Source organism: Streptomyces sp. NPDC059787 (assembly GCF_042732315.1).
GTDB lineage: Bacteria > Actinomycetota > Actinomycetes > Streptomycetales > Streptomycetaceae > Streptomyces > Streptomyces atrovirens.
Genome location: NZ_JBHWHX010000059.1, coordinates 1 through 17311, shown reverse-complemented (window position 1 = coordinate 17311; position 17311 = coordinate 1). Strand labels below are relative to the sequence as shown.

Here is a 17311-nt window from a genome sequence, read left to right as displayed (position 1 = left end):
CGGGACGCCGCCGGTCAGAAGCCCGGCGGCGTCCCGTACGAAGCGCGGCGGTCGGCGCTGTCCGAGGCGGAACTGCGTTTCCTGCCCGGCAGGGCAGAAGTCCGATTCCCTCCCCAGGGACAGCCGGAAGCGGCCTCGGGGCCTCCGGCGAATCGGGTGCGGACGGGCATGCCCGCGGGGCCGTCGTGCCGTACGGCACCGACAGCCCCGGGCAGGCTCAGTACCCGCGGTACTGCTGACTGTTGTACGGGTCCTGGTAGGGAGCGGGACCCGGCCGCGGAGCCGCGGGGCGCATCGCCTCGTAGCCCGCGGGCGGAACCGGACGCGGTGGCTGCGGCTGAGGGCCGGGGTAGCCGCGCGGCGCGGTCGCCTGCTGCGGGATGTACGCCGCGGGCGCCTGCTGGAGCGGGGCGGGCTGCGGCACCTGCGGGTAGCCGTAGGAGGGCTGGGACGGGGCCGCCGGGAGGGCGGGCAACGCCGAGGGGAGGGCGGGCAGATGACTGGCCGGCGCCTCGTACGCGGCGGGGACCCGGATCGGGGCGATCTGCGGGGTACCCCGCTCGGCCACGAGCGAGTCGTAGATCGGGGTGTCCGGGAAGGCAGCGGAGTAGTAGCCGCCGCCATAAGTGGAGCGGGGGGAGGTCATGGCACATAAGTTAAGCCCACGATGTGCTGGTTGGGGAGACCGATAAGAGGGTTGTTTTCCGTGCCCGGCGTGACTGGGGATCCCCAATACGAGCGAACTTACGGAAAACGGGCACATCGGCGGGCGTATTTCGTGTAAAGGCCGAGTTCCGGGCGGGTTACCGGCGGTTGGCCACCGGTTCCCGCGCCCTCCCCGTGGGAGTTCCCCGCGCGGGGGAATAAGTTGTGCGCACGAACACCGACGGATGCCGGGTCCCGGCCCGGCGCGGCGACCCGTGATGGGGGCGGACATGTCAATGCCGAAGGGATCGAACACACCGGTGCCGACGACGGCGCTGCGGGTGGACGTGGGCCGGCGCTCCGGCCCCGGCGTACCCGACGCGGACGCCTCGGCCCTCCTACTGGCCGGTGGGAAGGTCCGCTCCGACGACGACTTCGTCTTCTACAACCAGCCCGCCCACGCCTCCGGCGCCGTGCGCCACGAGGGCAAGCGGGACGCGGGAGGGCGGGTCACCGACACCCTGCTCGTCGACCTCACGCGCGTGGAGCCCGGCATCGGGACGGTGATCCTGGCCGCCTCCTGCGACGGCGGCACGTTCGGACAGGTCCAGGACCTGTACATCGAGGTCAAGGACGCAGCGAACGGCGCCGTGGCGGCCCGCTTCGACAGCACGGGCGCGACCACCGAGACGGCGTTCGTCCTCGGCGAGTTCTACCGGCGCCAGGGCGCCTGGAAGTTCCGCGCCGTCGGCCAGGGGTACAGCAGCGGACTCGAGGGCCTCGCCACCGACTACGGCATCACGGTGGACGAGCCGCAGCACGTCCCCGCGGCGCCCGCCGCCCCCGCGGCGCCCGCCGCCCCCGCGGCCCCGGCGCGGCCCGTCGCGCCCCCGGTCACCGTGCCCCCTCCGGTCGCACCGCCCCCGCCGCCGTCCGCGCCCCCCGCGCCGGTCCGGCTGACGAAGGTGACGCTCACCAAGGCGGCCCCCTCCGTCTCCCTGACCAAGCAGGGCGGCACGTCGGGCGCCCTGCACGTGAACCTCAACTGGGAGGTCCGCAAGCAGTTCTCGGGCTGGGCCGGCAAGCTGGGCCGCCCGGTCGCCATGCACTCCGACCTCGACCTCGACCTGTGCGCCCTGTACGAACTCACCGACGGACGCAAGGGCGTCGTCCAGGCCCTCGGCAACGCCTTCGGGGCACTGCACCAGCCCCCCTTCATCCACCTGGACGGCGACGACCGCACCGGTGCCGTGGCCGGCGGCGAGAACCTCACCGTCAACCTCGACCACAAGCACCTCCTCCGACGCGTCCTCGTCTTCGTCACCATCTACGAGGGCGCCCGCTCCTTCGCCGACCTGCACGCCACGGTCACGCTCCGGCCGCAGCACGGCGCGCCGATCGACTTCTCCCTCGACGAGTGCACCGTCCCCTCGACGGTGTGCGCGCTCGCTCTGATCACCAACGCCGGCGGCGGCGAACTCGTCGTCCGGCGCGAGGCCCGCTACCTGGTCCCCGAACGCGGAGTGAGCCCCCAGCGCACCGTCGACCACGCCTACGGGTGGGGCATGAACTGGACCCCCGGCCGCAAGTGAGGTGACGCGCGGTCAGCCCTCGTCGGGCACGGCGTCCGGACGCGCGTAGGTGCGGCCCTTCCAGGCCGCACCGCGCCCCCGGTGATGCTGCACCGCCGAGTCCACCGTCATCAGCAGGTACAGCGCCGCGGTGAACGGCAGCAGGGGAGCGAGCCACAGCGGCTGCCGGCAGTACCGGAGCATCGGCACGTACGTCCCCGACATCACCAGCCAGGCCGCCGCGCCGAGGACCGCCGCCACCCCGCTCCCCGTCACCGCGCCAGCGATCACCGCGACGGGCGGCACCAGGTACACCAGCGCCAGCCCGGCGACCGTGCCGGCCAGCAGCACCGGGCTGTGCCGCAGCTGCGCGTACGCGCTCCGCGACACCATGCGCCACAGATCGCGCAGCCGCGGATACGGGCGCACGCTGTCCACCCGGTCCGCGAGCCCCAGCCAGACCCGCCCGCCGCTCCGCTTCACCGCGCGGGCGAGCGCCACGTCGTCGATGACGGCCTGCCGGATCGCGTCCGGGACCCGCGCCCGCTCGGCCGCCTCGGTGCGCAGCAGCACACAGCCGCCCGCCGCGGCGGCCGTACGCGTCCCCTCCAGTCCGATCCGGCGGAACGGGTACAGCTGGGCGAAGAAGTAGACGAACGCCGGTACGACCAGGCGTTCCCAGAGGCTCGCCACCCGCAGCCGGGCCATCTGCGACACGATGTCGAACCCTCCGGTACGGGCCGCCGCCACCAGCCGGCGCAGACTGTCCGGGGCGTGCGCGATGTCGGCGTCCGTCAGCAGCAGGTACTCGGGGTCACGCGCGCGTGCCAGTCCCATGCCGTGCCGCACCGCCCACAGCTTGCCGGTCCAGCCGGCGGGCGGCTCACCCGGAGAGCCCACCGTGAGCGGCAGCCCGCCGTGCCGGTCCGCGAGCTCCCGCGCGAGCTCCCCGGTACCGTCCGTGCTGCCGTCGTCGACGAGGAAGACCTCGGCCCGGCCCGGATAGTCCTGGGCGAGCAGCGAGGGCAGGCTCGCGGGCAGCACCGCCGCCTCGTCACGCGCGGGGACCACGACACACACCGGCGGCCAGGTCTCCGGGTCGCGGGACGGCGGGAGTCGCACATCCGTGCGCCAGAAGAAGCCCTGGCAGAACAGCAGCCACCCCCAGGCGGCGAGTGATCCGGCGGCACTCCACACAATGGCGCTCACCTGCCGCAGTCTGCCCCACGGCAGGGGCCCGAAGCGGCTCATCGTCTATCGTGGCCGGGTGAAGATCGCGCTCATGGACTCCGGAATCGGCCTGCTGGCGGCCACCGCCGCGGTGCGGCGCCTGCGCCCCGACGCCGATCTCGTCCTCTCCCTCGACCCCGACGGCATGCCCTGGGGACCCAGGACCCCGGAGGACCTCACCGGGCGCGCCCTCGCCGTCGCCGAGGCGGCGGCCGCGCACCGGCCCGACGCGCTGATCGTCGGCTGCAACACCGCCACGGTGCACGCCCTCACCGCCCTGCGCGCCCGCCTCGAGCCCGGCCTGCCGGTCATCGGCACCGTCCCGGCGATCAAACCGGCCGCGGCCGGCGGCGGACCGCTGGCGATCTGGGCCACACCGGCCACGACCGGCAGCCCCTACCAGCGGGACCTGATCGAGAACTTCGCCGACGGCGTCGACGTCACCGAGGTGCCGTGCTGGGGGCTCGCCGAGGCCGTGGAGCGCGCGGACGAGACGGCGATCGACGCCGCCGTCGCCGCCGCCGCCGAGCTGACCCCGGACGATGTGACGACCGTCGTCCTGGGCTGCACCCATTACGAACTGGTCGCCGAGCGCATCCGGGCCGCCGTGCAGGGCCCCGGCCGCCCGCCGCTCGCCCTGCACGGCTCCGCCGGAGCGGTGGCCGCCCAGGCCCTGCGCCGCCTCGGTGAGCGGCCCGCCCCCCGGGCGCCGGCGAGCGGCACCCTGACGGTGCTGCTGAGCGGACGCGAGGGCGCGCTGCCCACGGCCGCCCTCACCTACGCGGAGGGCCGACTGCTGCGGCATGCCGCAGCCGCCCGGACGGCCCAGTAACGCTGCGCCACGCGGTACCCGCGGAGCGAATTCTGAGTAACCTCGATTTCATGAGGGACCACCGCCACGGCGAGCACGCCCCGTACTCCGAGGTCTGGACCGGTCGCGCGACCAACCGCTTCCAGTGGTTCCTGGCGCTGATCGGCGCCGCCTGCCTGGCGCTCGGCATCACGCTGGCCGTCGACTCCCAGTGGACGTCCGGCATCGCGCCGCTGGCCATGGCCGTCGTCGGCTGCATCGCCGCCGGGCTGCTGGTCCTGTTCGGCACCCTCGCCTTCGTGCATGTCGCGCTGCGGGTCGACGAGGACCACCTGGAGGTGCGCTGCGGCCACATCGGCGTGCCCCGCCGCCGCATCCCGCTCTCGCACGTCGCGGGCGCGGAGTTCGCCCCGCACGTCACCCCGCGGCACTGGGGCGGCTGGGGATACCGCTGGCGCCCCGAGAAGGGCACGGCGGTCGTCGTACGTCGCGGTGAGGGCATCATCCTGCGCCTGTGGGACGGCCACACCTTCACGGTGACGGTGGACGACGCGGAAGCAGCGGTAACAGTGATCCGAAACCGCCTCCGCCCCCACAAACACTGACCGCGTAGCCGCGGGCAGCGGTGCCGCCGCCCGTGCTGTCGGCCGCCAGGTCACGCGCCGTAGACTCCCGGAGTGACCGTCACCGCAACCTCCGTCGACGAGTCGGACCCGATGCCGCCGCAGACCGCGCCCCCGGCGCGGGGCGGGCGGCTGGTGCGCCTCCTCCCGGCCGCCGCAGCCGCGCTCTCGGGCCTGCTCCTCTACGTCAGCTTCCCGCCGCGCACCCTGTGGTGGCTGGCCCTGCCCGCCTTCGCCGTCTTCGGCTGGGTGCTGCGCGGCCGGAGCTGGAAGGCGGCGCTCGGCCTCGGCTACCTCTTCGGCCTCGGCTTCCTGCTGCCGCTGCTGGTGTGGACCGGTGTGGAGGTCGGGCCCGGCCCGTGGATCGCCCTCGTGGTGATCGAGGCGGTCTTCGTCGCGCTGGTCGGCGCGGGCGTCGCCGCGGTGTCGAAACTCCCCGGGTGGCCGGTGTGGGCGGCGGCGCTGTGGATCGCCGGCGAGGCGGTACGCGCACGCGCACCGTTCAGCGGCTTCCCCTGGGGCAAGATCGCGTTCGGTCAGGCGGACGGCGTCTTCCTGCCGCTCGCCGCGCTCGGCGGCACCCCGGTACTGGGCTTCGCCGTGGTGCTGTGCGGCTTCGGCCTGTACGAGATCGTCCGGCTGGCCCTGCGGGCCCGGCGCACCGGAACCGTACGGCGGGCCGCGGCGGTCGTCGGCGCGCTGAGCGTCGCCGTACCGCTGGTGGCCGCCCTCGCCGCCCGGTCGCTGGTCAGCGACGAGGCGGAGGCCGGCACCGTGACCGTCGCCGTCATCCAGGGGAACGTGCCCCGCCTCGGTCTGGACTTCAACTCCCAGCGGCGCGCGGTCCTCGACTACCACGCGCGGGAGACGGAGCGCCTGGCCGCCGACGTCGCGGCCGGCAAGGCCGAGCACCCCGACATCGTGCTGTGGCCGGAGAACTCCTCCGACATCGACCCCTTCACCAACCCCGACGCGCGCACCGTCATCGACAAGGCGGCCAAGGCCATCGACGCGCCCGTCTCGGTCGGCGGCGTGGTCGACAGGGACGGTGAGCTGCTCAACGAGCAGATCCTCTGGGACCCGGAGAAGGGCCCCGTCGACACCTACGACAAACGGCAGATCCAGCCGTTCGGCGAGTACCTCCCCCTGCGCTCGCTGGTGGGGGCGATCAACGAGAACTGGACGTCGATGGTCAGCCGGGACTTCAGCCGGGGCGGCGAGCCGGGCGTCTTCACCATGAACGGTGCCGGCGTCGGCCTGGTCACCTGCTACGAGGCCGCCTTCGACTGGGCGGTGCGCGACACGGTCACCGCCGGCGCCCAGATGATCTCGGTGCCCAGCAACAACGCCACGTTCGGCCGCAGCGAGATGACCTACCAGCAGCTCGCCATGTCCCGGGTCCGCGCCGTGGAGCACAGCCGCGCCGTCACCGTGCCGGTGACCAGCGGGGTCAGCGCGATCATCATGCCCGACGGGGAGATCACGCAGAGGACCGGCATGTTCGTCGCCGACTCGCTGGTGCGGGAGGTGCCGCTGCGCACCTCCCGGACCCCCGCCACCCGCCTCGGCATCCTCCCGGAGATCGCCCTCGTCCTGGTCGCCGCGGGCGGACTGGGCTGGTCCGTCGCCGCCGGGGTGCGCGGGCGACGCGCCGGTGACGTGCGGTAGTACGCCCGCCGCACGCCCCCTGAAGCGCCGGGGAGGGCCCTGACCGGCCGGTTAGGGTCGGGGCATGGCTACTCCTGACTTCATCCGCACCCTGCGCGCCTCCGCCGGTCATCAGCTCCTCTGGCTCCCCGGGGTCACCGCCCTCGTCTTCGACGACGAGGGCAGAGTCCTGCTGAACCGCCGGACCGACACCCGCAAGTGGTCGGTGATCGGTGGCATCCCCGACCCCGGGGAGCAGCCCGCGGCCTGCGCCGTGCGGGAGGTCGAGGAGGAGACCGCGGTGCGCTGCGCCGTCGAGCGGGTCGTACTGGTCCAGGCGCTGGACCCGGTGACGTACGGCAACGGCGACGTCTGCCAGTACATGGACATCACCTTCCGCTGCCGTGTCCTCGGTGGCGAGGCACGGGTCAACGACGACGAGTCGCTGGACGTCGGCTGGTTCGCCGTGGACGCGCTGCCGGAGCTGAACGAGTTCGCGCACTTCCGGATCAAGCAAGCCATGTCCGACGCACCCACATGGTTCGACCCCACTGGAACTGGCTGAACTGTAGGGCTTGCCCACATGGGGCGCCGTGGGGGTGCTGCCTAGGGTCGAGACATGACCGCGCCCCGTGCCCTTCCGGCCCCCCACGCCACCCCGCTCGACCTCGGTGGCCGTACCGCCCTCGTCACCGGTGCCGCCGGCGGCATCGGCCGCGCCTGCGCGCTGCGGCTCGCGGCCGCCGGGGCCAAGGTCAGAGCCGTCGACCGGGACGCCGCGGGCCTGGAAGCGCTTGCCGAGGCGGCCCGGGACGCCGGGGGCGCCGTCGAGCCGCACGTCCTCGACCTCACCGACCTGGACGCCGCCGAACTCGCCGCCGCCGGCACCGATGTGCTGGTCAACAACGCCGGGCTGCAGCTGGTCCGCCCCATCGAGGAGTTCCCGCCCGACGTCTTCCACACGGTGCTCACCGTGATGCTGGAGGCACCCTTCCGGCTCATCCGGGGCGCGCTGCCCCATATGTACGGCCAAGGGTGGGGCCGCATCGTCAATGTGTCCTCGGTCCACGGGCTGCGCGCCTCTGCTTATAAGTCCGCCTATGTGGCCGCCAAACACGGCCTGGAAGGGCTCTCCAAGACCACCGCCCTCGAAGGCGCGCCCCACGGCGTCACCTCCAACTGTGTGAACCCCGCCTATGTGCGCACACCGCTGGTCGAGAAGCAGATCGCCGACCAGGCCCGGACCCACGGCATCCCCGAGGAACGTGTCCTGTCCGAGGTGATGCTGCGGGACAGCGCCGTCCGGCGGCTCATCGAACCGGAGGAGGTCGCCGAGGCGATGGCCTATCTGTGCGGCCCGCAGGCGTCCTTCGTGACCGGCACCTCACTGGTCCTGGACGGCGGCTGGACCGCGCACTGAGGCATCGGCCACCAGCGGCCGGCCGTCGGCCGACAGAGTTCTCCACAGGCCTGACGGGGCGGCCGCGGGATGAGGAATCCTGTGAGCATGTCCCGCGATCACGTGCAGTCCGCCGAGCGTCCCGCCCCCGCCGGAGCGCCGGGCCGGGCGTTCCCCGACGCCCGTCCCGCGTCCGGCAGCGCCGAGACGCCGTTCCTGGAGCTGCTGGCCCGCGGCGCCTCCGCCGAGGCGTACGAGCAGCCGGTGCTGCTCGCCCGCGCCGAGGGACTGCCCGCCGAGCGGATCGCCGCCCTCCAGCAGGCCAAGGTGCTCGCCCTGCGGGTGCGCGCGGAGCTGGAGGGACGCCGCCGCCGGGAGGCCGAGCTGTCCGCCCTCTTCGAGACCGCCCACGACCTCGCCGGACTGCGCGACCTGGACGCCGTGCTCCGGGCGATCGTGCAGCGCGCCCGCTCCCTGCTCGGCACCGACGTCGCCTACCTCAGCCTGAACGACCCGGCCAGGGGCGACACCTACATGCGGGTCACCGAGGGCTCGGTCGCCGCCCGCTTCCAGCAACTGCGCCTCGGCATGGGGGAGGGGCTCGGCGGCCTCGTCGCCCAGACCGCCCGCCCCTACGTCACCGACGACTACTTCCGCGACGACCGCTTCCAGCACACCCACAGCATCGACACCGGCGTGCGGGACGAGGGGCTCGTCGCCATCCTCGGCGTGCCGTTGACGCTCGGGCACCACGTCATCGGCGTCCTGTTCGCCGCAGACCGGCGGGCCAGGGTCTTCGAGCGGGAGCAGATCGCCCTGCTCGGTTCCTTCGCCGCCCTCGCCGCGGCCGCCATCGACACCGCCAACCTGCTCGCCGAGACCCGCTCGGCCCTCGCCGGCCTGGAACGCGCCAGCGAGATCATCAAGGACCGCAGCGCGGTCATCGAGCGCGCCTCGGACGTCCACGACCGGCTCGCCGAGCTGGTCCTGCGCGGCGGCGGGGTGCACGACGTGGCCGCCGCAGTCTCCCAGGTCCTGGACGGCACGGTCGAGTTCACCGAGGCCACCGCGGCACCCGACCGGGCCCTGGAGTCCTCACGGGCGGAGGGCCACGCGGTACGGCACCGGGACGACTGGATCGCCGCGGTGGCCGCCGGCGACGAACTCCTCGGCGCGCTGGTCCTGCGCGGCCACCCCGGCCTCGACCCCGTCGACCAGCGCACGCTGGAACGCGCGGCCATGGTCACCTCACTGCTGCTGCTCGCCCGCCGCTCCGCCGCCGAGGCCGAACAGCGCGTCCGCGGCGAACTGCTCGACGACCTGCTCGACGCCCGCGACCGCGACCCGCGCCTGCTGCGCGAGCGCGCGGCCCGGCTGCGCGCCGACCTCGACGCCACCCACGCCGTGCTCGCCGCCCGCCTGGAGGGCCCCGCCGCCGACGCCGACGAGGAGGCGGACGCCCGCAGACGGCTGTGGGCCGCGGCCTCCCACCTCGCGGCCACCCGGCAGGGCCTCGCCGCCGCACGCGACGGCGGCACCGTCCTGCTGCTGCCCCTCGCCCCCGGCGACACCGCCACGGAGCTGGCCCGCCGCACCGCCCGCCACCTGGGCACGGCCGTCCACGAACCGGTCACCGTCGGCGCGTCCGCCCCGGTCGGACACCTCACCGCCCGCCCCGACACCGTGGCGGCGGCCTACGCGGAGGCCCGCCGCTGCCTGGACGCCCTCCGCCTCCTCGGCCGCGCCGGTGACGGCTCCGCCGCCGAGGACTTCGGCTTCCTGGGGCTGCTGCTGGCCGGCGAGCGGGACATCGCCGGCTTCGTGACCCGCACCATCGGCCAGGTCGTGGCGTACGACGGACGACGCGGCACCGAGCTGCTGCGCACCCTCGACGCCTACTTCGCCTGCGGCATGAGCCCGGCCCGCACCAAGGACGAACTGCACGTCCACGTCAACACGGTCGCCCAGCGGCTGGAGCGCGTCGGCCGCCTCCTCGGCGACGACTGGCAGAGCCCGGCCCGGGCCCTGGAGATCCAGCTCGCCCTGCGTCTGCACCGCCTGTCCGGAGGCACGCCGCCTCCCGCACGGCACTGACCCCCGTACGCGGGGCGCGTACGGGGGCCGGTGTCCTGCGGGATCAGACGGTGCGCGCGTCCTGGACCGCCTCGACCGGTTCGCCCGCGCCACCCGACGGGTCCGCGTCCGCCAGGTCCCGGTGCCGGGTCTCCTTGGCGGCCGCCACGGCGACGACCGTCAGCAGGCTCGCCGCGATGACGTAGAGCGAGATCGGCGTGGAGCTGCCGTAGTCCGAGAGCAGCGCCGTGGCGATGAGCGGCGCCGGCGCACCCGCGGCGACGGAGGCGAACTGGGCGCCGATGGAGGCACCGGAGTAGCGCATCCGGGTCGCGAACATCTCGGAGAAGAAGGCGGCCTGCGGCGCGTACATCGCCCCGTGCAGCACCAGTCCCACGGTCACCGCCAGCAGCAGGCTGCCGAAACCGCCGGTGTCGATCAGCGCGAAGAACGGGAACATCCACAGCCCCACCCCGACCGCGCCGATCAGATACACCGGACGCCGCCCGAGCCGGTCCGACAGGGCGCCCCAGGCCGGGATGACGGCGAAGTGGATCGCCGAGGCGATGAGCACGGCGTTGAGCGCGGTCTGCTTCGAGACACCGGCGGACGTGGTCGCGTACACGAGGATGAACGCGGTGATCACGTAGTAGCTGATGTTCTCCGCCATCCGTGCCCCCATCGCCACCAGCACGTCACGCCAGTGGTGCCGCAGGACCGCCACGACCGGCATCCGTTCGGCGCCCGCGTCCGCCTTGCGGGCCTCGGCCTGCTCCAGTGCCCGCTTGAACACCGGCGATTCATCGACAGAGAGACGAATCCACAGACCGACGATCACCAGCACCCCGGACAGCAGGAACGGGATCCGCCAGCCCCAGGCCCCGAACGCGGAGTCCGACAGCACGGCGGTCAGCAGTGACAGCACACCGGTCGCCAGCAACTGCCCCGCCGGCGCGCCGGTCTGCGGCCACGAGGCCCAGAACCCGCGCCGCCGGGCGTCCCCGTGCTCGGACACCAGCAGCACGGCACCGCCCCACTCACCGCCGAGCGCGAACCCCTGGACCAGCCGCAGCACGGTGAGCAGCACGGGCGCGGCGCTGCCGATGGTCGCGTGCGTGGGCAGCAACCCGATCGCGAACGTCGCCCCGCCCATCATCAACAGGCTCAGCACCAGCAGCTTCTTGCGCCCGAGCCGGTCCCCGTAGTGCCCGAAGACCAGCGCGCCGAGCGGCCGCGCGGCGAACCCGACGGCGTACGTCAGGAACGACAGCAGCGTCCCGACCAGCGGATCGGAGTCCGGGAAGAACAACTTGTTGAAGACGAGCGCGGCGGCGGAGCCGTAGAGGAAGAAGTCGTACCACTCGATGGTGGTGCCGATGAGGGACGCGGCGACGATGCGCTTGAGGTTGTTCGGGGCTGGTGGAGCGGTTGCGGGCGACGACATCGGCACCACTTCCTGGGGTGTGACGGGGACGTTTGCGTGTCGCCACACCGTAGGAATCCGCAGGTCAGACGCACATGTGGCGAGACAACATAGTTCGAGGGTCGGCTATGCGCGCGGCCACCATGCCGACTCATGGAAAGGCGTCGCAGGGGCTTGACGGTGGTCAGAACGAGTGCCGTCCAGGACGCATAGTTCAGGGTGATCTGACGGCGCGGTGTTGACTAAAAGCCCACGTCATCACCCGTCCCGTGCTGACTTGGTGCCGACTATGCTCCGTTGAACTCGGGCATCTGGGATTGGTCGACTCGGAGTCGTTGCGTGGCAGGTGACCGGACTGAGAGACCGAGTCCGGCGTTGCCGCTCAGCCGCCGTCGGCACGGGCAAGGCGCTGCGTCTGGCACGGTGCACGTTGGTCGCGGGAGGCTCTTCGTCTGCTGGTGGTACACGTTCACCATCGCCTCTACTGAAGTTGTGGGCGTGATGTCGTCATTTTGAGTCCGGGGCGGCAAGGCATCCATCGATGACGTAGCTGCGGTACCGGAGCTCACGAAGGTGGTGCCGCAAGGCGCGGATCAAGTGGTCGGGATCGGTGGATGCGGTGTTGCAGTGGGCCGAGCGGTGGATCACTATGGTCACTTGTCCCGGAAGAGACCAGCCAGCGCGGTGACCTGCGGCGATGAGAGGGGTTGCGTCGCTGACCTGCACGAATGTCCTTTGGATTCTACTCGATGGTGCGGCGGGGTCGGGGCCGTGTGCTGGAGGTCGGCCTTGTTCCTCCACGGCCGAGTTCCGGAGTGAACCGACAGCCGAAGGGGCCGACTCGCAGACAGCGGCCGTAGGTCGTGTCCCACGACGTGGTGCAGAGGATCAAGCGCTACGCGTTCCGGTACGAGGCCCATCGCGATCTCCGTAGACGCGGCAGCCCACGAAGCCTGCTGGTGATGTGGGTTGAGTCCCCGACTGGGCGGAGCCGCCGTCTCTGGCCTGCGGATTCCGGCGCCTTGATCCCCTACACCACCTGGCGGGACGCCATCCACGTCACGAACCCTCATCAGCCCTTCGCCATCAGCCTCAGACCCCAGGATGAGAAGGGTTCAGTGGCGGGAAACGGCAGGTCGTGCCTTTGATCGGATGAGTTGCCGTACGTTCCTCACGGGCAGCCGCCGACAAGGAGGCGAAGCGGCTGAAGCTCTCAGAGGCATCCTGAAGAGGACGAACAGCGGGTGATGCTGGACACCGGTTTTGAGCCAGCGCGCACCCTTGGTGTGAACACCGGTGACGCCGAGGGTGATCCGGTCGTGGAAGCCGGCCCATCGAAGCTGATCGCTCCTCTGTTGCATGCCGAGACGCAACTCTCGGAATTTCGGGGCTACGGGAAATGACGACACGTGACCGTTGCCAGTCAGTCGTTGAGCACCACCATGTTCGTCGGCGGCTGACCCGGCACCGGCGACGGGCCGCGGAAGTCGCCGTGGACCAGCACGTCGCGCACCACGCGGTAGACGGCCTGCACCGCCTCGCTGCTGTACTGCTGGAAGGTGGGCGTCGCCTGGAGCAGGAGGGCGTCGTTCGGCAGGACCGAGACAGCCGAGAAGGCTCCCGTTTCGCGCAACGTCTCGGTGCCGCCGAGGAGTTCGGCGATCTCGGAAGGAACCACCATGAGCCATGAGTAGCCTCTGAGCAGGGCGCGCCACTGCGGTGTGTTGCTCACCGGATCGCTCGGTCGGCCGCGCAGTTGGCTCTCCAGTTCGGTGGCCCCGCCGCTGCGGCGGTACGAGACGTGGCCGAACACCACCCTGTACCGGTCGCAGGCCCAGCGCACCGCGGCCAGCAGACGCTCGTGCTCGGCGACCGTCGTCCCGGGAGCGACCAGAGCCGCAGTGTCCACGTGGAAACCGAGCTTCACATAGTCCGGAAGTTCTTCCTCGAAGACGACGGTGAAGGAGATATCGGAATTACCGACGTCCCCGTTCTCTGTGAAGCGGCCGATCTTCACGCCGGCGGATTCAGGCTGCTCGGAAAGTTGGCGTTCCAGCCAGGAGATCGCATCGGTGGTGTAGGGGTTGTACAGCACATCGAAAGTCCCCTGGGGGGAGACCTGTATGCGCCCCCAGAAGCCTTTCCGGTTCTTCCGGGGAACGGTGTCGATGACCCGCGAGAAACCCTTCGCGGAAACCTTCACACTCCCCGGAAGTGCGCTTATGTTTGATTTTTGATCGTATTCCCGGATACCGCTTGTGAGCCAGCCGAAGGCCGCGTCCTTCAGGTTTCCCGGTTCTTCCGCGTAGACCGTGAGTTCCACGAAGAGACCATGACTGACGTCGAGACCGACCGGCTGGAGTGCGCCCACTGTGAACCTCCTGGGTACCTCACTGACTTTTGGGCGCACTCTACCCGTTCGCTACTCCAGCCCGAACGGGCTGGTTAACATCTTGCCGACCACATAGATCGCCATCGACGCGACGGCGCCCATGGTGATGTTCCGCTGCTGCTCCGGAGTGGGCTGCCAAACCTGGATCTTCTCCAGGATCGGCACCGTCTCACGCTGGTAACCGTCGGGCCCCTTGCCTCGCGGAGGCATCTTGCGTGTCCACCAGCCGACTACGCCTTTGTATTCCTCCCCGGTGCGAGTGGAGCCCTTGCGCTGTTGTGTGGACTCGGCCACCAGTTGCTTCTTCGGGTCCAGCGGGTCCAGGGTCGTTATCTGCGGAAGGGCGTTGCCCCGCTCGACCGTCCGGAAGGTGCCTTCCTTCCGCTCGATCTTCCGCAGCGCGTTGATGTAGCGGTCGAGGGTCGAAGGGCCATCCAGTTCCGCAGTCTTCGCCGACTTGACCTCCCACACGAAGATGGTGTCCGGGAAGATCACGACGACGTCGGCGAAACCGCCCTTCCCGTTTTTGCGCTGTGCTCCGGGAATGTAGTACTCGGTCTGCACCTGCACGTCCGAGCGGTGCCGCCACAGGAACTTCAGGTAGAGGGCCACCGCCGCGACGGCGGCATCGTGTCGGATCTTGTCCGCAGCTATGTCTTTGCCGTCGCGGCCCTTGCGGGTGTTCCCGGAGTTGCTGTCGCTTTTTCCGCCGCCCTCGTAGTAAAGGATGAGGCCGGTGGGGTCGCTCTTACTGACAGGGCTGCCGTTGCTGTACGTGTACCCGTTCATCTGGAGCGGGTCGGCGATGTCGATGACCGGGTCCGCCGAGAGGAAGCGGCCAGAGACCTGGTCGTACTCGCGGGCGCCGATGTGGGTGAGGCCGGTGGCCGCGTCGTCGATGCCGACGCCGAGGTAGCCGCGCTTGTTAGGCCAGGCCGATGGCTTGGCCCCGCGGGTTTCGCCATAGGGCTTGAAGGCACGTCGGGTGACTGGCTGGCCACTCGTGAGTTCGACGGCCGTGCTGGCCGTGCCGAGGTGGTCGGCGAGCAGGACGTTGAGCTTGTGACCGGTGGTCGCGCCGTTGGCCGTGGTGCGGACCGCGGTCGGGGCGCCGGCATGTGCGTAAGCACGCGCGGCACGGGTGATGGTGCCCGAGGAATTCGTGGTGAGCTCGGTCTCGCCCAGGTAGAGCGTCGAGCCCGCCGGTGAGTTCTCCAGAATACGGTTGCCCTCGGCGTCGTAGACGTACGTCGTCTTGGTGCCGTCGTCGGTGATGGTGTCCAGCTTGTTCTCTGCCGTCCAGGTCAGTGCCTGGGTCGTGGTGGGCAGGTCGCGGACCTCGGTGTTGCCCGCCGCGTCGTAGGAGTAGCTGCTGCCCTTGCCGGACGGGGCGGAGCTGATCCACTTCGTGGTGTGCGGCTGCGTGCTCCCATAGCCGTACGAGTAGCTGACGTTCTTCGTCGCGTCCGCCGGGTCGTGCTCCGTCATCCCGGCCCGGTTGCCGAGCCAGTCGAAGGTGAAGGATTGGCGGTAGGCGGTCGCGCCCGTGGCGACCGTGGCCGCGTCGGGCGCGGCTGCCGCCAGGGAGGACGCGAGGGCGGCGTCGGGGTCCGACACGTCGGTGGCCTCGTCCGGCGCGTCGGCCACCGGGCCGGAGGACGCCTCGTAGTCAGTGCGCGGGCCCCACGTGGTGCCGTCCGAGGACTTGCAGCCGGTGCCGTTACCAGCGGGAGCCACGCTCGACGTCCAAGCGTTCACCAACTCGCCCATGGCGTCGTACGTGAAGCACTGGGTGTCCCACGTTTCGCCGGAGGCCTCCGCCAGTTTGCGGGCCTGGGACGTGATGATGCCGGAGGCGTCATAGGAGTAATAGCTGTCGCTGATGCGGTGAGGGCCCGCGGTCTCCCGGTCCGCGACCGTGCGTTGGAGCTTGCCGGTACGGGGGTCGACGAAGTTCGTCGTCCAGACGCGGTGGGGCTGGGAACCGGAGACCGTGCGCATGACCTCGCCGAACGGCGAGTACGTGACGTCGGAGGTATACCAGGCCAGGCCCGAGGTGGACTCCGCCAGGCCGTCACCGTTATAGCGGGTGACGACCTTCTCCTGCGCGAGCCCGCCCACGGCCGGCATAGTGACAGACTGCGGCTGACCAGTGACCTCGGTGTAGCTGTACGTGTATGCGTAGGTGCCGGCGAAACCCGTCGTCATCGCATTGCCGGGGATCACTGTCTCCCGGCCAGTGGGCCGGTAGCCGGCATCATAGGACGTGATGCGGTTGATGTAGTCGCCGTTCGCGGTGTGCCGGATTGAGGCCACTGGCTGACCGAGTGCGCCGGGCAGGGTGTCGTAGGTGAACTCCTTGGCCGGAGTGGCGGTTTCGGAGCCCTCTCGGATCTTGGTGATCCGGCCCAGGACGTCGTACTCCGTGTACGTCGTCTGCGACCGGGACGTGGTCACCTTGCTGGGCCGGTCGGCGTCGTCGTACGAGGTGTCCGTCTTGCCGGTGTCCGGGTCCGTGGCGGAGGTTACGCGGCCGCGGGCGTCGTACGTGTACGACCAGGCGTTGCCCGCCGGATCGGTGACCTTGCTGCGGTTGCCGCGTGAGTCGTACTCGTAGACGGTCGCGCGGCCCGTACCGCTGGACGGGACGTCCTGGCTGTAGTGGTGGACCGAGGTGGTCCTGCCGAGGGCATCGGTGTACGTGCGGGTCCTCGGGGTGGTGGAGCCGGCCGGGTTCACATACGTGCTGGTGTCGTAGTGGGTGGTGTACGTGGCGTACCTAAAATCGCCGTCCAGGTAGGTCGACAGGCGGATCTGCCGTTCCATGCCGTCGTACCGGGCCTTCGTCCAGCTCGGAATCCGGGACTTCGAACGGGGTTCGAACAGTTCGAGGGCCGGCTCCCCCTTGGCGAGGTACTTGCCGGTTTGCTCGTCGACGAGGCCGTGGTCGTTGTACGTCGTGTCGCTGACGATCCGGCCGGGTCCGTGGGCGTCGGTCTGGACCTGGACCTCGCGCATCAGGCCGTCGTAGACGGTGACCTTGCTGCCGTAGGTGCCGTTGTCCTTCAGCGTCTTGACGGTGACGGCCGCGGGCCGGGTCTGCGCGCTGGTGGCGATCGCGCTCTGGTAGGAGATGACGACGTCCGGGACCGCCTCGTCCGACCGGGCCGCCGTCCACCCCTTCACCAGACGGCCGAGGGCGTCGTACTCCGTGCGGGTCACGTGGCCGTTGGCATCGGTGACTGTCAGTGGTTGGCTGCGTCCAGGGTCGAAGGTCGTCGTGGTGGCGTGGCCCATGGCGTTGATCAGCTTGCTGGAGGTGAGCGGGCCGCCGTCCGCGGGGGTGTACTGGGTCTCGGTGGTTCCCTGGCCAGGCTTGGTGACGGTGCGCACCCGGCCGAGGCGACGCTGGCGAACGCCAAGCCGCCGACCGCCGGACCCAACGTGCTGTACGTACGGACCGTGGACGCCGCGGGCAACGTGTCGCAGGCGACGAA

12 protein-coding genes and 1 pseudogene are annotated in these 17311 nt (G+C 71.0%); 8 read left to right on the top strand and 5 right to left on the bottom strand.

Features of this window, described 5'->3' with window-relative positions:
* Nucleotides 1-217: 217 nt before the first annotated feature.
* Nucleotides 218-646 carry a DUF6643 family protein gene (locus tag ACFV5H_RS33665; RefSeq protein ID WP_073934830.1) on the bottom strand — a complete coding sequence of 143 codons (429 nt, stop codon included), beginning with the start codon at nt 644-646 and terminating at the stop codon, nt 218-220.
* A 295-nt stretch (nt 647-941) separates the two neighbouring features.
* Between ACFV5H_RS33665 and ACFV5H_RS33660 the strand changes: the two genes are divergently transcribed.
* Complete coding sequence (locus tag ACFV5H_RS33660) at nt 942-2237, top strand: TerD family protein (protein ID WP_385198611.1); 1296 nt, start codon at nt 942-944, stop codon at nt 2235-2237.
* A 12-nt stretch (nt 2238-2249) separates the two neighbouring features.
* Here ACFV5H_RS33660 and ACFV5H_RS33655 read toward each other — a convergent pair whose 3' ends face one another.
* Nucleotides 2250-3467: a glycosyltransferase gene (locus ACFV5H_RS33655; RefSeq protein ID WP_385198599.1), complete on the bottom strand. Its 1218-nt coding sequence runs from the start codon at nt 3465-3467 to the stop codon at nt 2250-2252.
* A gap of 16 nt (nt 3468-3483) precedes the next feature.
* Between ACFV5H_RS33655 and ACFV5H_RS33650 the strand changes: the two genes are divergently transcribed.
* The 6 genes from ACFV5H_RS33650 to ACFV5H_RS33625 all read left to right on the top strand — a co-directional run bounded on the left by ACFV5H_RS33650 (nt 3484) and on the right by ACFV5H_RS33625 (nt 10020).
* Nucleotides 3484-4278: a glutamate racemase gene (locus tag ACFV5H_RS33650; protein ID WP_385198597.1), complete on the top strand. Its 795-nt coding sequence runs from the start codon at nt 3484-3486 to the stop codon at nt 4276-4278.
* 50 nt (nt 4279-4328) lie between these two features.
* Nucleotides 4329-4862 (top strand): hypothetical protein, encoded by a 534-nt coding sequence (locus tag ACFV5H_RS33645; protein WP_385055923.1) that lies wholly within the window; start codon nt 4329-4331, stop codon nt 4860-4862.
* A gap of 72 nt (nt 4863-4934) precedes the next feature.
* The gene (gene lnt, locus ACFV5H_RS33640) at nt 4935-6548 is read left to right on the top strand and encodes an apolipoprotein N-acyltransferase (RefSeq protein ID WP_385198596.1); all 1614 of its coding nucleotides are present in this window, start codon (nt 4935-4937) and stop codon (nt 6546-6548) included.
* Between the two features lie 64 nt (nt 6549-6612).
* Complete coding sequence (locus ACFV5H_RS33635) at nt 6613-7092, top strand: NUDIX domain-containing protein (protein WP_385055917.1); 480 nt, start codon at nt 6613-6615, stop codon at nt 7090-7092.
* A gap of 54 nt (nt 7093-7146) precedes the next feature.
* A complete protein-coding gene (locus ACFV5H_RS33630) occupies nt 7147-7947 on the top strand; it encodes a 3-hydroxybutyrate dehydrogenase (protein ID WP_385055914.1) in 801 nt (266 codons plus the stop codon).
* A gap of 87 nt (nt 7948-8034) precedes the next feature.
* Nucleotides 8035-10020: a helix-turn-helix domain-containing protein gene (locus ACFV5H_RS33625; protein ID WP_385055912.1), complete on the top strand. Its 1986-nt coding sequence runs from the start codon at nt 8035-8037 to the stop codon at nt 10018-10020.
* Between the two features lie 43 nt (nt 10021-10063).
* Here ACFV5H_RS33625 and ACFV5H_RS33620 read toward each other — a convergent pair whose 3' ends face one another.
* Entirely contained in the window at nt 10064-11443 is a 1380-nt protein-coding gene (locus ACFV5H_RS33620) for an MFS transporter (RefSeq protein ID WP_385055909.1), read from the bottom strand.
* A 1223-nt stretch (nt 11444-12666) separates the two neighbouring features.
* Here ACFV5H_RS33620 and ACFV5H_RS33615 point away from each other — a divergent pair.
* Nucleotides 12667-12825, top strand: a complete 159-nt coding sequence (locus ACFV5H_RS33615; RefSeq protein ID WP_385055906.1) for a hypothetical protein — start codon at nt 12667-12669, stop codon at nt 12823-12825.
* A gap of 20 nt (nt 12826-12845) precedes the next feature.
* Here ACFV5H_RS33615 and ACFV5H_RS33610 read toward each other — a convergent pair whose 3' ends face one another.
* On the bottom strand, nt 12846-13793 hold the full coding sequence (locus tag ACFV5H_RS33610) for a hypothetical protein (RefSeq protein WP_385055903.1): 948 nt from the start codon (nt 13791-13793) through the stop codon (nt 12846-12848).
* 750 nt (nt 13794-14543) lie between these two features.
* Nucleotides 14544-17216: pseudogene (locus ACFV5H_RS33605) on the bottom strand (RHS repeat-associated core domain-containing protein); the annotation flags it as partial.
* Nucleotides 17217-17311: the final 95 nt, after the last annotated feature.